The sequence below is a fragment of the Marinomonas vaga genome (assembly GCF_055388305.1).
Genome location: NZ_AP043903.1, coordinates 1661998 through 1676972, shown reverse-complemented (window position 1 = coordinate 1676972; position 14975 = coordinate 1661998). Strand labels below are relative to the sequence as shown.

Annotated in this window: 15 protein-coding genes; 4 read left to right on the top strand and 11 right to left on the bottom strand. The window is 45.8% G+C overall.

What is annotated here, in order from left to right; genetic code table 11:
• The first annotated feature begins 1 nt into the window (after nucleotide 1).
• Nucleotides 2–1231, top strand: a complete 1230-nt coding sequence (locus ACZ5DR_RS07780; RefSeq protein ID WP_377366848.1) for an O-antigen ligase family protein — start codon at nucleotides 2–4, stop codon at nucleotides 1229–1231.
• A 121-nt stretch (nucleotides 1232–1352) separates the two neighbouring features.
• Here ACZ5DR_RS07780 and ACZ5DR_RS07775 read toward each other — a convergent pair whose 3' ends face one another.
• On the bottom strand, nucleotides 1353–2060 hold the full coding sequence (locus ACZ5DR_RS07775) for an FKBP-type peptidyl-prolyl cis-trans isomerase (RefSeq protein WP_377366850.1): 708 nt from the start codon (nucleotides 2058–2060) through the stop codon (nucleotides 1353–1355).
• Nucleotides 2061–2565: 505 nt separating this feature from the next.
• Between ACZ5DR_RS07775 and ACZ5DR_RS07770 the strand changes: the two genes are divergently transcribed.
• Nucleotides 2566–3591 (top strand): IS110 family RNA-guided transposase, encoded by a 1026-nt coding sequence (locus ACZ5DR_RS07770; RefSeq protein ID WP_377370086.1) that lies wholly within the window; start codon nucleotides 2566–2568, stop codon nucleotides 3589–3591.
• A 400-nt stretch (nucleotides 3592–3991) separates the two neighbouring features.
• Here ACZ5DR_RS07770 and ACZ5DR_RS07765 read toward each other — a convergent pair whose 3' ends face one another.
• Nucleotides 3992–6151, bottom strand: coding sequence for a Tex family protein (locus ACZ5DR_RS07765; protein WP_377366480.1), 2160 nt, complete (start codon nucleotides 6149–6151; stop codon nucleotides 3992–3994).
• Between the two features lie 213 nt (nucleotides 6152–6364).
• On the opposite strand from ACZ5DR_RS07765, the gene ACZ5DR_RS07760 reads away from it, so the two are divergent.
• Entirely contained in the window at nucleotides 6365–6760 is a 396-nt protein-coding gene (locus tag ACZ5DR_RS07760) for an H-NS histone family protein (RefSeq protein ID WP_377366481.1), read from the top strand.
• 71 nt (nucleotides 6761–6831) lie between these two features.
• On the opposite strand, the gene ACZ5DR_RS07755 is transcribed toward ACZ5DR_RS07760, so the two are convergent.
• The 6 genes from ACZ5DR_RS07755 to ACZ5DR_RS07730 form a co-directional block, all read right to left on the bottom strand.
• Nucleotides 6832–8346, bottom strand: coding sequence for a Wzz/FepE/Etk N-terminal domain-containing protein (locus ACZ5DR_RS07755; protein WP_377366482.1), 1515 nt, complete (start codon nucleotides 8344–8346; stop codon nucleotides 6832–6834).
• Between the two features lie 78 nt (nucleotides 8347–8424).
• On the bottom strand, nucleotides 8425–9132 hold the full coding sequence (gene trmB, locus ACZ5DR_RS07750; protein ID WP_377366483.1) for a tRNA (guanosine(46)-N7)-methyltransferase TrmB: 708 nt from the start codon (nucleotides 9130–9132) through the stop codon (nucleotides 8425–8427).
• Nucleotides 9133–9198: 66 nt separating this feature from the next.
• Entirely contained in the window at nucleotides 9199–9492 is a 294-nt protein-coding gene (locus ACZ5DR_RS07745) for a DUF423 domain-containing protein (RefSeq protein ID WP_464543910.1), read from the bottom strand.
• Between the two features lie 120 nt (nucleotides 9493–9612).
• Nucleotides 9613–10596, bottom strand: a complete 984-nt coding sequence (locus ACZ5DR_RS07740; protein WP_377366485.1) for a WD40 repeat domain-containing protein — start codon at nucleotides 10594–10596, stop codon at nucleotides 9613–9615.
• Complete coding sequence (gene rsd / locus ACZ5DR_RS07735; RefSeq protein WP_377366486.1) at nucleotides 10568–11038, bottom strand: sigma D regulator; 471 nt, start codon at nucleotides 11036–11038, stop codon at nucleotides 10568–10570. The genes ACZ5DR_RS07740 and rsd overlap by 29 nt, the downstream gene beginning before the upstream one ends.
• 149 nt (nucleotides 11039–11187) lie before the next feature.
• Nucleotides 11188–11679 carry a disulfide bond formation protein B gene (locus ACZ5DR_RS07730; RefSeq protein ID WP_377366487.1) on the bottom strand — a complete coding sequence of 164 codons (492 nt, stop codon included), beginning with the start codon at nucleotides 11677–11679 and terminating at the stop codon, nucleotides 11188–11190.
• A gap of 145 nt (nucleotides 11680–11824) precedes the next feature.
• Here ACZ5DR_RS07730 and ACZ5DR_RS07725 point away from each other — a divergent pair, with 145 nt between their 5' ends.
• Nucleotides 11825–12250 (top strand): flagellar basal body-associated FliL family protein, encoded by a 426-nt coding sequence (locus tag ACZ5DR_RS07725; RefSeq protein ID WP_377366488.1) that lies wholly within the window; start codon nucleotides 11825–11827, stop codon nucleotides 12248–12250.
• 71 nt (nucleotides 12251–12321) lie between these two features.
• Here ACZ5DR_RS07725 and ACZ5DR_RS07720 read toward each other — a convergent pair whose 3' ends face one another.
• From ACZ5DR_RS07720 to mutY, 3 genes are all read right to left on the bottom strand, one after another.
• Nucleotides 12322–12606, bottom strand: a complete 285-nt coding sequence (locus tag ACZ5DR_RS07720) for an oxidative damage protection protein (RefSeq protein WP_377366489.1) — start codon at nucleotides 12604–12606, stop codon at nucleotides 12322–12324.
• Between the two features lie 79 nt (nucleotides 12607–12685).
• On the bottom strand, nucleotides 12686–13843 hold the full coding sequence (chrA, locus tag ACZ5DR_RS07715; RefSeq protein WP_377366490.1) for a chromate efflux transporter: 1158 nt from the start codon (nucleotides 13841–13843) through the stop codon (nucleotides 12686–12688).
• A gap of 20 nt (nucleotides 13844–13863) precedes the next feature.
• Complete coding sequence (gene mutY, locus ACZ5DR_RS07710; protein WP_377366491.1) at nucleotides 13864–14955, bottom strand: A/G-specific adenine glycosylase; 1092 nt, start codon at nucleotides 14953–14955, stop codon at nucleotides 13864–13866.
• Nucleotides 14956–14975 lie beyond the last annotated feature (20 nt).

Sequence of the window (14975 nt, the reverse complement as noted above, 5' to 3'; positions counted from 1 at the left end):
AATGCTTGTAATGAAGAAAAGTGTTTGGTGGTTGGTAGGCCTGAGTTTTGCGCTGTCACTTGTGGTCCCAAATGGTTACAGCATTGGTATGGCTGTGTTGTTTATAGCGGGTTTAAGTGTCCCTTTTCTGAAAGATAAAATAAAGTTAACAACAGGTGATTTGCTCCTTGTCGTTGTTTTCTTTATCTACTTTCTCTTGATGGTTGGTTTTGTTTATTTAGATGGTTGGCATACAAGAGAATTAGACAGGCCTTCCAGATTCTTGTTTGTGATTCCTGCGTTTTTGCTGATGCTCTACTGTAACGGTCCAAAAGTGGCTCTATGGTTAGGGGCTATTATAGGCTCTTTTGGGGCCTTGGGTATTGCTGTTTATGAGCGTTTTGCCTTGAACTATTCAAGAGCTAAGGGCGGTGAACACCCGATTATGTTCGGTGATACTTCAATGCTTTTGGGGCTCTTGTGTGCCGTAGCTGCTTTATATTTCTTTTCTAAGCGACAATTCGCTTATACGGTAATTGCATTATTGGCAGCTCTTTCAGGTGTTTTGGGCTCTCTTTTATCAGGCTCGAGAGGTGGTTGGGTTGCGGTTCCTCTTATTTTATTTTTCCTCTTATGGCAGAGCCGAGAATTACTTGGCAAAAAACTCATTGTCGGGCTTCTGTTGATTGGAGCTGTTAGCTTGGGCGCGATTTTAAGCGTTCCTAGTTTGGGGGTTACTCAAAGGCTTCAAGCTGCGGTTCACAATGTAGAAGCTTATGTAGCAGGGAATCCAAACACCTCGGTTGGTTTGAGGTTTGAAATGTGGAAAGCCAATCTGTATTTGTTTACAACTTCTCCGATAGTTGGGGTTGGGGAATATCATGGAATGGAGCTGAAGAAACAGCTTGCTGATCAAGGTAAGATGGCTCCAGCTGCGGCGCAATTTTCCCATGCCCATAACGAATATATTGATGCCTTAGGTTTGCGTGGGATTGTTGGCTTCTTGGCCTTGATGGCCGTTTATCTTGTTCCCCTTCGTTTGTTTTTAGCCAAGATGCGTAAGTACAAAGATAATTGGAATGTGAAGGCCTATTCTATGGCAGGGGCTTTGGTGCCTATGAGTTATATGGATTTTGCTCTGACTCAGTCCATGTTTAGTCACAACATTGGTGTGATGATGTATGTGTTTCCGATTGCATTCTTTTGGGCGGCTACTCGTTGGGCGGAGCGTGAGGCGAAGGGGGAAGCTTAGTTAGTTTCTGGGCACCATAGAGGTTGCTGCTCTTGTCGCTGAGAGGATTCAGCTCCTACATGTCTGGATAATCGCCCACAAAAAAGGCCTCGGTTGAGGCCTTTTTTATTGCATCGGTATTTTACTCTGCTGGTGCTTCTTCTGGTGTTTCGATGTCCAGTAGCTCAACGGTAAATTGTAGTGCTGCGTTAGGTGGGATTGGGCCTGTACCACCTGGGCCGTAGGCTAGGTCAGATGGGATGTAGAATTCGTATTTGGAGCCAACGGTCATCAGTTGTACGCCTTCTGTCCAGCCTGCAATCACTTGGTCAAGAGGGAAGGAGATCGGCTCGCCGCGCTCGTAGGAGCTGTCGAATACGGTGCCGTCGATTAGCTTGCCTTCGTAGTTCACTTTGACCGTGTCAGTAGCCGCTGGTTTCTCGCCATCACCTTCACTGATCACTTTGTAGACTAGGCCAGAGTCAGTTGTCTCCGCACCGTCTTCTTTTGCTTTTTCGTCCAGCCATGCTTGAGAGTCAGCTTTGGCTTGTTCTGCCATTTTTGCTTGCTCTGCTTGGGCTGCTGCCATTTGCTCTTGTTGGAAGGCTTGGATAGTAGATTGTACTTCTTCCATCGTCATTTTTGGCTCAGCGCCTGTGAACGAGTCTTCAAACCCTGCTTTAAACGCTTCTAGATCTAGACCGTCGAAGTCACTTGCCATGCGGCCACCGAACATGGTGCCAATGGCGTAACCAAGCTTCTGTTCTTTGCTGTCTAATTCTGGTGTGTCGGCCGCTTGTGCCAGTGAGACAGAGGACATAACCAGCGCTGCGACTAATGTTTTTTTCATGAGAACTCGTTCCGTTGCTTGTGGATTTATAAATGTCTTTAGATAAGAACTTGTTTGGGGTGCGAAATCAAATTTCAAGCGTGGAAACAAACGAGATGGTTTGAATGAGAGACGCCTTGTGCTTCGCAAATCGATCCAAGGTACCGTTGTAGCATAAATGAGCGATCCAATGCTCTTTTATACAGTCACTTTACCAAAGTGAACCCCTTCACCTGCACACCTTGATTTCTTGGAGTGATATGCCAAGCACAAGGCGTGAATCGAATTTATGCCTCGAGGGTAGATGGGACAAGTGTCTTTACAGTTGGTTGACGGTATTTGTCGAATAGGGGCAGATTATTAGTTTTTGTAGAGATGGGAACTTTTGGGAGACGTTATTGTGGGATTCAGCTCCCACACGTCAGAGACAGTGGGAAATAAGATGGACTCGCCCTCCTAACTATGTGCCATGCTTAGTGTGCAAACAAAAGCCTGTTCGGCATCTAAGTTAAAAGGAGCGAGTCCTATGAAGAACATTAGCATCTTAAGCATCGATTTGGCGAAAAATGTTTTCCAATTGCATGGTCAGAATAAGCAAGGGAAACAGGTTTTAAAGAAAAGGCTGCGACGGGAAGAGCTTGGAAATTCAGTCGCTAATCTGTCTCCTTGTTTAATCGCCATGGAAGCCTGCATTGGTGCTCATGCATGGGCACGACAATTTATGGCGATGGGGCATCAAGTTAAACTGATCTCCCCTCAATATGTAAAACCCTTTGTTCAGGTTAATAAGAATGATCAGCGAGATGCTGCCGCAATCGCTTTAGCAGCTTCACTGCCATCGATTCCATCTGTCTCGGTTAAAAGTGAGGAGCAATTAGATCTGCAAGCGATTCATCGAGTGCGAGAGCGGCTGGTTCGTGAGCGGGTGGCAACCAGTAATGAAATACGTGGTTTGCTAGCAGATATGGGCGTCGTCATCCCAACCGGCGAAGCCGCAATCAAGAATTTACTTCCTGCTTTGTTGGAAGATGCTGAGCAGCCTATTACCTATCGAGGGCGATTGTTATTGGCTGACTTACGATCACAATGGTTAGAAAAAGAAGCACATGTTAAGCGTTATGACCAGATTTTGAAGGAGTACTCAAAAGACAGTACGGAGTGTCAGAAACTCATGGCAGTTCCTGGATTAGGAGTAATCAATGCTTCATTGCTATGGTGCTATATCGGTGATCCAAAGCGTTTTGCTAGTGGCCGTCACGTGGCCGCTTCACTAGGCCTAGTCCCCAAGCAAGCATCGAGTGGTGAAAAAGAGCGTTTAAATGGCATAAGTAAGCAAGGCAATAAACACCTGAGAAAGCAGTTGGTGCACGGTGCTAGAGCGGCCTATCGGGTTTTACTGAAGGAAGAATCCACGGGTCGCCTAGCTGACTGGGTGAAACGCATGAAAAGCAATGGAAAACACCCAAATAAGATAGTCGTTGCGTTGGCCAATAAGCTTGCAAGAATTGCATGGCGCTTACTGAGCAGCTCTGAATCACAGTATCAAAGTTAACAATTGAATAACGAGTTAAGAAACATAAACCGTTTGTAACAGGCACACCCAAAGCGTTGCGCAGACTATTAAAACAAAGCAGATAAAATCGACTCACTTACCCTAGGCAATTCGATGGCTCATTGAAGCCGAGTGGGAGTTCAGAGGAAGTGAGTGCACATCTTTTAATGGCCGAGCAGATATGCTCAATTAAAGTAGGCCGAATATAAGCGTGCAACTTTATTCTGTGACGTCTAGATAGCTTGCAACAGTCGGGCGGGTCCATATAAGCGGTTTGCATCCGCGACAAGGCACTGGAAATAGCATGATACTTCCCATTGTCATCAATGGCTGGCTAGCTCGTCGCTGAAAGGATTCAGCTCCCATAAAGCATGCCAGGCCTGTTGGATTTAAACCCAATCTAGACTCGTTTTAAGGCGATCCGCTTACGCTTCACATCCACTTCTAACACTTCCACTTTAATCACTTCTCCCACACGAACTTCATCACGGGGGTCTTTGACAAATCGATCCGCTAGCTGGGAAATATGCACCAAACCATCCTGGTGAACGCCGATATCAACAAAAGCACCAAATGCAGCGACGTTTGTCACGACGCCTTCCAAGCGCATGCCTTCCTGTAAATCGGCTACCTCAGAGACACTGTCATCAAATTGAGCATAATGGAATTCAGGACGTGGATCCCTGCCAGGCTTAGCTAACTCGGACAAAATATCTTGATAGGTGTAAGCCAAGGCATCATTAGATTGAGTCACTAGCTTGAGTTGGGATAAGGCACCTTGATTACCAATTAGATTGGCGACTTCTAGGCGCAATTTAGCGGCCATCTCCTGCACGATAGAATAAGATTCCGGATGAACGGAGGAAGCATCCAACGGCTCTTTTCCTCCACGGATGCGCAAAAAGCCCGCGCACTGTTCAAAGGCCTTATCGCCAATGCCTTTTACTTTTTTGATCTGAGCACGGCTAGTAAAACCGCCTAGCTGCTCACGCATTTCAATCAGGTTTTGGGCTAGACGCTCTGTCAGGCCAGAGACATAGGTCAGTAGCGAAACCGATGCTAAGTTAACGTCTACCCCAACGGCATTCACACAGTCCTCGACCACGTCACCGAGGGCTTGGCTCAATCGATTGGCCTTTACGTCATTCTGATATTGCCCCACACCAATAGCTTGTGGATCAATCTTCACCAGCTCTGCTAAGGGATCCTGAAACCGTCTTGCAATGGATACCGCCCCACGGATGGTGACATCTAATTCTGGGAACTCTTGAATGGCCTCTTTTGAAGCTGAGTAAACCGAGGCCCCTGCTTCAGATACAATGACGCACTGACAACTAAGGTTAGCCTCCTTTATCAATTGTTTCGCCAGCACTTCGGTTTCCCGAGAGGCGGTACCATTGCCGATAACGACCCAATCTATGTTTAATCGCTTAATTGCTCGGGCAAGTTGCTCTTTAGCGTCTTGGGATCGGTTTTGCGGTGGATGGGGATAAACGACCCCTGACTCTAAATAGCGTCCATTTTCGTCGACAGCGGCCCATTTAACGCCATTACGAAAACCTGGATCCAAAGCAAGGGTACGTTTAGCCCCTGCAGGAGCTGCCATGAGCAAGTCTTTTAAATTAGATTGGAAGACTTGTATCGCACTTTCCTCAGCTTTTTCTTTCAATTCCGCCAATATATCTGTTTCAATTTTTGGCAGTATCTTTTCTTGCCAAGCTTGATTTAACCAATTGATTTTTTCTTTACTGGGAGAGCGCTCTTTTGACTCAGGAAACCCAACAGGCATCATCAGTGAAGAGTTATGTAATAAATATGGGGCTTCTTTTTGTCCACTAATAATATTCAACTTTAGTATGGCTTCTTTCTTTCCTCTAAATAGCGCCAACAAACGATGGGGAGGGATTTTCTTTAGTGACTCTGTGTACTCAAAGTAGTCTTGATATTTTTCACCAAGCTCTTTTTTGCCACGAATAACACCACTTACTAACTCCCCTTCTTTAAATAGCCAAAGCTTTGCCTGCTTAATAAGCCCTGTATTCTGACTCAGTCTTTCTAAAATAATGTCCCGAGCGCCTTCCATCGCGGCCGGGAAAGACACCGGCTGTTTGAACGCAGGAGACACCTTTGCATACAAGCTCTGAGCTTGCTTAGAGCCTTCACTCCAAAGCCCTAAGGCAAACTCCCATAGCCCCAACTCTATGGCGGCATCCGCTTTAGTCTTACGAGTCTTTTTATAAGGCGCATAAATATCTTCTAGTTCCGACTTAGTGTTCGCCAGAGAAAGAGCTTTAAACACATCTTTTGGTACATTTGGAAGATCAGATAATAATCCACTAATCGCATCTCTACGTTTTTCTAATTCAATTAGATAGTGCCAACGGGAATGAAAGTCTCTTAATGCTTCATCTGACATTCCACCTGTTAACTCTTTACGATACCGTGCAATGAAGGGCACAGTGGCCCCTTCATTGAAAAGCTGAATAACTTCTTTAACAATCGATATGGATATAGAAAGCTCAGATGAAAGAGTTTTTTCGATGGAATTATTACTGCTCATGAATTGTCTACCGAATATAAAAATTAGCACATTAAGGAAATATTTATTAATATTTAACCTGCGACTTGATTAAAGGTCAGCAAAGTTTGATATTAAAACAAGTTTTGCGATTCTATTTTCGCAAGCTTCATTACTAATCACTCAACACACAGACGAGAAAGGAAATCTTAACTGTGTTCGCATTTAGATGCGTTTCAGAAAATAGGGGAAACCATGAGCTTATTACAAGAGCTATCTGGAAACAAAGCCAAAGCACGCGCAGCAGCAAAAGAATTGACCGTTGCACAGTTAGAGAACCTTATCGAAGGCTTCAATAACGCTTTGATCAAAATGAAAGAAGACGAAGCGGCACGTCAAGCGCAGGAAGCAGAAAAAGCCCGCCAAGCAGAAGAGATCGCTAAACTTATTGAAAAGAGCGGCCTAACGCTTGAAGAGGTTGCTGCATTGAGCGCACCTCGCTCAAATCCTACTAAAGGAAAGATCGTTAAGCCTAAGTATCGAATCACTTGGAATGGTGAGACACACGAATGGAGTGGTCGTGGTCGTACGCCAAAAGTATTCCAAGAGTACTTTGATGCGGGTAACACTCGTGAAGCGGCTGAAATCTAAAGCAACTTCCACCATAAAAAAACCGGCTATTAAGCCGGTTTTTTTATGTTTCGAATCCGCTTAGATGAAACTCATGCCACTTTAGGCTTGCGCACCACAGCTAAAACGAGAGCTAGGAACAGTCCTAAGAACACGCCAGCCACAAGACCAAGTCCTGAGAATTTAATCAAGGACTTAATTTGAGACATAAAACCACTGGTGGTTTCGGGCTCACCATTCAGTGCATACAAGCTCGATGTTTGTCCCAAAATACGAGAGCTACGCAAAGCCACAATACGCTCGATAGCCCCTTTAGCTTCCATCAATTTCTCAGAAGAGTAAGCAATTTCTTGCTCGGCCCGCTCTACTGTAAATTTGCTCAGCTCCGTACTGCCTTGCTTGGAATACATTGCATAATTGCGCTCTAGGTTTTGAATGTCACTTTCGATTGATTCAGCCTGAAGTTTCATCTCAATTGAGCGATTTAGCATGGCTTGCTTAAATTTAGCGTCCGAAAGTTCATCACCAAGGCTCATTAGTTTTGACAGGAATTCATCACCGTATTGAACCGAACCAGCTGGAGAAGGACGACTTCCAGCTTGATCTAAAATAGATTTCGAGCTTTCTTGAGCAACATATTGACGATAAGCTTGATCAATTACCTCAGCACGACGACGGGCTTCATCTAATTGATCACGTCGGGCAATCAGCTCATTTAAAAGGTAGAACTTCGCATTTTCCGGGTCTTTGGCCACTGATGCAGCAGAAAACATTCGGCTCAACACATTCAGGTGGTACTCCTGCACATCACCTAATTGATTCGCTAAGGTAGACGCAGTGTGCCCTGTCTCTTTATCCGTCAACAATCTTGCAACAGCATCACTATTTAGGTTGGAGAGAATATCTTGAAGTGAATTCAAATAATCGGACAAATACCGGCTGATTACCAAGTACTCATAGTTTTCTAACAAGGACGCATCAAAGTCTAATGGTTTAACAGATACCAGATCCAATACACCATAGTTATCAATACTTTCGCGAGCCCATTGCTCAGGAATAGCGGTCACAATCTCATTCATTTTTTGTTCTGGGATTGCAGCTTCAGGCAAGGACAACATGATACGGGCAAAACGACGGCTCGCCGCTTGCAATTCACGAGTGTAATTACTGTTTAACTCGTTAATTTCCGCGGTCGTTAGATCTTGGCTTAGTAGGGATTTAAAACGCGCTTCGATAAACTCACGGTTTGTCGCAGATGGCGTAATGCTCACAGCATCCACAAAATCTCTTAAGCTAATATCATAATCAGCAATGTCTTGACTCTGATAGACAGCGTTTAAAACATTACTAGACACCAAATCATTAATAGAAAATGGCTGACCATTTGGGTATCGAGCATCCTGTACCCCATTAAAGCTAAAACGTACTTCCGCTGAAGAAGTGACATTACTTGGCGTGGCTGCCCATTTAACTAAAAATGCAATGCCGCCAATGGTAAAACCAAGCAGCGCAACTAAAACTACAACTAAACGTTTTTTCCATAAATTAGAAAACAGCTCGGCTAAGTCAATTTCATCGTTATCTCGGATTTGAGGGGTATGTTCCATTTCCGTCCTTTTGCCTCGTTTTATTACTTAAGTAAAAATTAAAACCATCGTAATGATATCCGTTTTTACTTGTGCTGTTTATATCTTTTTATAGATTAAATCCCAAACGCCATGACCTAATCGCTCACCACGTTGTTCGAATTTAGTTAGCGGACGCCAATCTGGACGAGGATGATAATGACCTTTACCCGCCACATTTTCGTAATTGTCTTGGGCTTCCATTACTTCCATCATATGTTCAGCATAAGGTTCCCAATCGGTTGCCATATGAAACACACCATCAGTTTTTAATATATTTCGAACTTGTTGAGCAAAAACGGGCTGAACAATACGACGTTTGTTGTGCTTTTTTTTATGCCAAGGATCAGGGAAGAATAATTGGAAAGTAGCCGCTTCACCTTGCGGCAAAGCATCAGCCATCACTTCAATGGCATCATGGCAATATACACGGATATTATTTATGCCAGCCTCTGCCGCCAACATCATCAGTTTTGCCACCCCAGGAGGATGTACTTCAATACCAATAAAGTCTTTTTCAGGCGCGTTCTTCGCCATTTCTACCAGGGAAGCCCCCATACCAAATCCGACTTCAATCACCACGTCCGATTGACGGCCAAACACTTCCTCGTAAACGATGCGGCCATTAGGCACTTCAAGGCCGTAAACCGCCCAATTGGCGTCATAGGCCTTTTGTTGTCCTTCCGTCATACGTCCACCACGTACCACGAAGCTGCGTATCGCACGTTTTTTTATGTCAGGGGCTGATGTATTTTGTTCGTCTTGCATGGGAATCCACAGTATCAGGTTCAAAAATTAGGCGCGTATGGTACTAAAAGCTCAAAAAAAAGTCTGTTAATTCGTAGGGGTCTGTTCGGACTTTATGAAAGACCGCACAATCCATCCCCAGCCAATTAAATATAGCACTCCACCAATAGGCGTAATGGCTCCTAGTATTCTCAGGTCTGTCAATGTCATCACCATTAAAGACCCAGAGAATAAAACGTTACCCATTAGAAAAAGTTTAGCGGACTGTAAAAAAGACGGCCGCCAACTTGCAGCCAATACAACAAATAACCCCGCGATAGAGTGATACATTAAATATTGGCAAGCCGTTTGCCACCACTCAATATTCTGCGGCGTCACCATGTGTTTAAGCCCATGGGCTCCGAATGCCCCCGCTGCGACGGCAATAAAAGCTTGTATAGCAACGATAGCTCCCCAACGGCACTGGAGAGAAGAAAACGAAAAAGACATATGAATAAAGGATTAGTTTAAGACGTTGATAAAGCCATTGCTGCCAACGGCATAATAAGTTTGACCTGCACCAAAGGCTAACGCCAAGACTGCCGCCCCCGTTGGCCGCAAAGCATCTTTCAAATGCAAATCCCAGGAGCGCTCCACATCACCGGTAATCGTGTTAACCAAATTCACCCTACGGTTTTGCTGACCGAGGAGAAGATGACGATGATCTGGAGAAAAAGTCGCCTGGCTAATGGTCACATTGCGAGATTGCAAAGCGCCTGTATCGATTTGCACCACCTCTCGTCCAGTCAAGGTTGACCAGACTTTAGCACTTCCAAGTTGGGCCGCCCCAAAAGCATAGGAGCCATCTTCAGATAACGACACGGTGGCAATGTTATTGTCTAGTTGCCAAGTAAACTTGGCCTCACCTGTCGCAAGGTCCCATAGGGTTACCCGATAAAGATCATCCCCAGTCAGGCCATAACGCCCATCGGGGGTCACATCTACAGAGCGCACCACAGCACCAGTGCGCAATGTCTGCAGAATGCCGCCATTCTTCACATCAAAATAACGTGCGGTTTGGTCGTCCATCCCGACCAAGGCAAAATCCCCGTTACGGGTTAATTTTAGAGCCTTCACATCTCCAGGAGTATTCCAAAACCCTAGGGATTCCCCTGTTACCGTGCTCCACAACACCATGGTGCGAGCACCACCCGTGGCCGCAAAATCACCACTAGGATCAATATCCACACTGACAAGAGGCGTATACTCCCCTTGCCTATGGTTCCAATTAAATACCCGCTGACCTTGTACGGTTTTCCAATAGCTGCCGCCATGCTGTATTGAGCTAATCACAGCTCCGGTACCGGTATCACTTAACGCGGCAGAATAGAGCCCTTGAACTGCTACTTCTTTGGTATCCGCAGGGCCTTCCGCTGAACAACCAACAAGGGTAATCGTAAACGCGTATACGGCGTATTTAAGCGCTTTGTTCACTGTGCGCTTCATGTAACTCTTCAATGAGTTGGTCCTCATAACCAAATCGCTCATCCATTACCAAACTTAAAGCTTGGAGAGCAAACGGCAGATCGACTAGAAGTTCATTACAATGAGCTTCTGTATCGTACTTATCTTGGAATTCCAATACGATTTCCGTATTGCTGTCGATTTCAGGCATTAGACGCTTAAAGCACTCTAACGCCGTATCGTCATGAAAATCGCGGGCCTCAAGAGCCAGCTGCTCATAGACTTCAAAGTGCCCCGTAGACACATAGTCTACCAGCAACTCACAGAAAGCTTGAATATTCGGAGTATCCGCAGGGGTAAATGAGGCCTTTTGGCGCAATTCATCCCAACTGATAATCAGACCTTTGCGCTGCTGTAGCCACCGATCAATGATCGAATGAACACCACCCCATCGCTCTTGCGCAGTTTTACAACGTTCTAGCATAGACTTGTCTCCTAACCGCGTATTTTAAACCAATGTCATTTTCACAATGCTTGGTTTTTAGCATATTCCCTTCAACTACCCCCTGCAAGATAAAGCCCTCTTGCTTTTGTAACCAAGAGAGCAACTTGTGTAACGGCTTGCATCTGAGATTATTTTGCTTTTAGCGCAATACCTAAATTCACAGCGCCCATGGCAACGAAGGCAACTAAGGTCCAACCAGGAATACTTAAACCTAAAAAGGTCCAAACCACATCGCCACATTCTCCAGTCCCCATAATCATGGCTTGCAGGATTTCTTGCCATGGAAAGACCTCAAACATATAGCTCAATCCCGGCAAGCATGCGGGTAATTCATCCGCTGGAAGATTCTGCAAATACAAATGACGAACCGCTAACGCCGCACCCAAAACAGAGAATAAGATAATCGGCCACGCCATTTTACGGTGCCAAGAAATTTTGCCCCGAACCGCCGAAATAAGCGCAAACACACCAATCATAAAAAACATGATGCGCTGGAACATACATAAAGGACATGGTTCAAGCCCCATTTGATATTCCATATAAAAAGCCACACCCAATAATCCAAATGCGGCAATTGCGACCAATCCGTGAAAACGACGAGGGGTTAAAAAAGATAGCATGCAGGAACTTTCCTTAAAACGAGTTAAACTAATATCCAGTTTTTAGCTAGACAATAGAAACCACATAAAGTGCGATACACTACTGACAACTGTTTGCAATGACAGGTAGTATACCGAGTAACGATACGATTTCGAGAGAGTAAACATGACGTTCGATTTGCTATTAGGGAAAAAGCATTTTTTCGCTGCTTTAATGGTTATTATTGCAAGTGCCCTAACACCTGCCTTGGCAGAAGATGAACCAGCGATTGCAGCGCCTACTTATATTGAGCTCACCCCTGACTTCATCGTAAATTACGCGGCAACAGGATCTCGCCTGTCTTACATCAAAACCAAGATTAGCTTGCGATCTGATACCGCCCGAGAAGGCGCCATTCTAGCCAACATGCCGTTAGTACGAGACGCTATAGTAATGTTCCTAAGCTCCCGCACCAAAGAACAAGTCACAGGAGCGATTGCTCGAGAACAAACTCGAGAAGAGGCTAAAGTCGCCGTCAATAACGCGCTGAAAGACGAAACCGGCACAGAGCCTGTGGTGGACGTTTTATTTTCTAGCTTTGTGACCCAATAACACCCTCGTTAAAACATAAAAAAGCCCTGCTTTCCCAGCAGGGCTTTTTTGTTTTTTAAACTCAGAGAGATTTAAAGCTCTTGGATATCATTTGGATCCACATACCCTTGTAATCGATCCGTTGGCTCGTTATTAAAAAACTTATCCATCTGCTCCATTAGATATTTACGGGTATCAGGCTGCATCAGGTTGAGATGCTTTTCATTAATAATCATGGTTTGAAGTGCTTGCCACTCTAACCAAGCCTGTTTTGATACATTGGCCAATATTTCTTGGCCTTTTGCACCAGGTAGAGGAGCCCGTTCTAGACCTTCCATTTCTTTCTGAAACTTTTTACAAAATACTGTATTCGGCATGTGAGCCTCTTTCGCTAAACATCATGATTCATTGTTTATGGCGATGATTTGTGATTCTTCAAGCGTTACCGAAACCCAATTAAACAAGAGATGCTGTAATAGCCCCCACCAAGAACACCGAAATCACTTGCCATATGGCCGGTTTAAAACGCTGCAGCCAAACAAAAGCAACTCCCACCACTGGTATTTGCCAATAGGCCGTCACACTGGCAGGGATAATGGGAAACACCAAGGTTGCCACCAATAACCCCACTACCGCTGCGTTAACATACTTAATGGCATTCAGGGCTCGGGGGTAGCGGGAAAAGAACCGCCAGTAGGATTGCCCTACTAACATCAACAAAAGCCCTGGCAAAAAGATGGCCAAAGTCGCCGTAAGTGCCCAAAGGATACTTTGACCTGCTGGCGCAGAGATCGCACCTAAATACGTGGCAATGGTAAACATGGGGCCGGGCACGGCTTGGGCTGCCGCGTAGCCCGTTAATACTTGGGAGGTAGACACATCACTGGAGACAAACTCATTAATGAGTGGCAACACCACATGACCACCACCAAAGACAAAACTGCCTGACTGGTAGAACTCCGCCATCATTCCCAATACACCATTATCTTTAACCAATGTGCTGAGCCCCAACAAAGCAAAAAACAAGAGCAATAACAGGTTTGCAGGTTTTAAAGAGGTCGCGGTCTGAGCCTCTAATGGTGCTCTTTGGGAAGACGGTAATAACGCACCGAGCAACACGGCGGCCAAAACAAGATACAGGCCAGCCAAGCCAAACGGCCAAACCAACACAAAGGCACCACCAAACAAGGCTGCTATTTTTAGCGGCCATGAGGTGCAGAATGAACGGTACATGCCTATTGCGGCATCCGCCACGATCACAACAGCCATCAACTTCAGGGCTGACACCACGTTGCCAAACCACTGGGCCTCAACAAACAGCGCCCCAAACATGGCAAACAGGCACATCAAGATCACAGATGGCAAGGTGAAACCAACAAATGCCGCCACCCCTCCCATTATACCGGCTTGGTGATGACCAATGGCAAAGCCCACTTGACTCGAACCAGGTCCAGGCATCACTTGGCTTATGGCAATCCATTGGGCATATTGGGCTTCATCCACCCACTTTAAGCGTTCCACAAAATGCTGCCGAAAATACCCCAGGTGCGCTGCGGGGCCTCCGAAACTTGTACAGCCTAATAAAAAGAATGTTTTAAATAGAGTCCAAATCATTGCGCTCTCAAATTGGCAGGTTAGAGTTCCAATAGGGTTTGGGTACCACTTTGACCCTGGGCACTTTCTAAAATAGTACGCACTGGGGCGGGCAAACCAAGCTCATAGGCGTGCTCTAAGGAGAACCATTGATACTTTTGCTCTTCACTCACCGCTTGTGTCGCCTTCACGTCCAGTTGATAGGGCACAATGTCTAAATGGTAATGACTAAAGGTATGACGGAAAGATGACAAGCTTGTGACGGACTGCACCTGAACCGGTAAACGTTGCTCGGTCAGTTGCACTAGGTCATCTTCAAGAGATAACTCAGGTAAGCTCCATAATCCGCCCCAAATCCCAGTGGCAGGACGCTTCTCCAGCAATACCTGTGGCGTCTCCTGATGCGTGTCTAATAGCACAAGCATTTGTGTGGCTCGCACCGGTTTGGCTGGTTTCTTGGGCTTTGACTTGGGGAAGTCTGTGGGGGCCCCTGAGGCTAAGGCGTCACAATCATCCTGCACAGGGCAACGTTCGCAACTAGGCTTGGAACGGGTACAGAGGGTTGCTCCTAGATCCATCATGGCTTGGGTGTAGTCCCCTGCTCTATCCGTAGGCGTGTAGCTTTCTGCCAACTGCCACATTGCCGCTTCGGTTTTACGTTCACCGGGCCAAGTAGGCACTGCATGAAAGCGCCCCAATACTCGCTTTACGTTACCATCTAATATGGCCAATGGCTCGCCACGAGAAATGGATAAAATCGCAGCAGCGGTGGAGCGACCAATACCGGGTAGCTCACACACGCCCTCTTGGCTTGCCGGAAACTCCCCATTCCAGTCATTCACCAACACCTGTGCCGCCTTGTGCATGTTACGTGCGCGAGCGTAGTAGCCCAAGCCGCTCCAGTGGGCCAAGACATCATCTTGGGGAGCATCAGCTAAGGCAAACACATCGGGAAAACGCGCCATAAAGCGTTCGTAATAAGGGATCACCGTCATTACCTGAGTTTGCTGCAGCATGATTTCAGAGATCCACACTCGGTAAGGGGTTTTGTTCTGTTGCCAGGGAAGGTGCTTGCGCCCGTGCTGGTCAAACCAAGCCAGCACACGGGACGCGAAGTGTTCTTTTGGGGTCATTAAGGTCGTCTATATGGTTA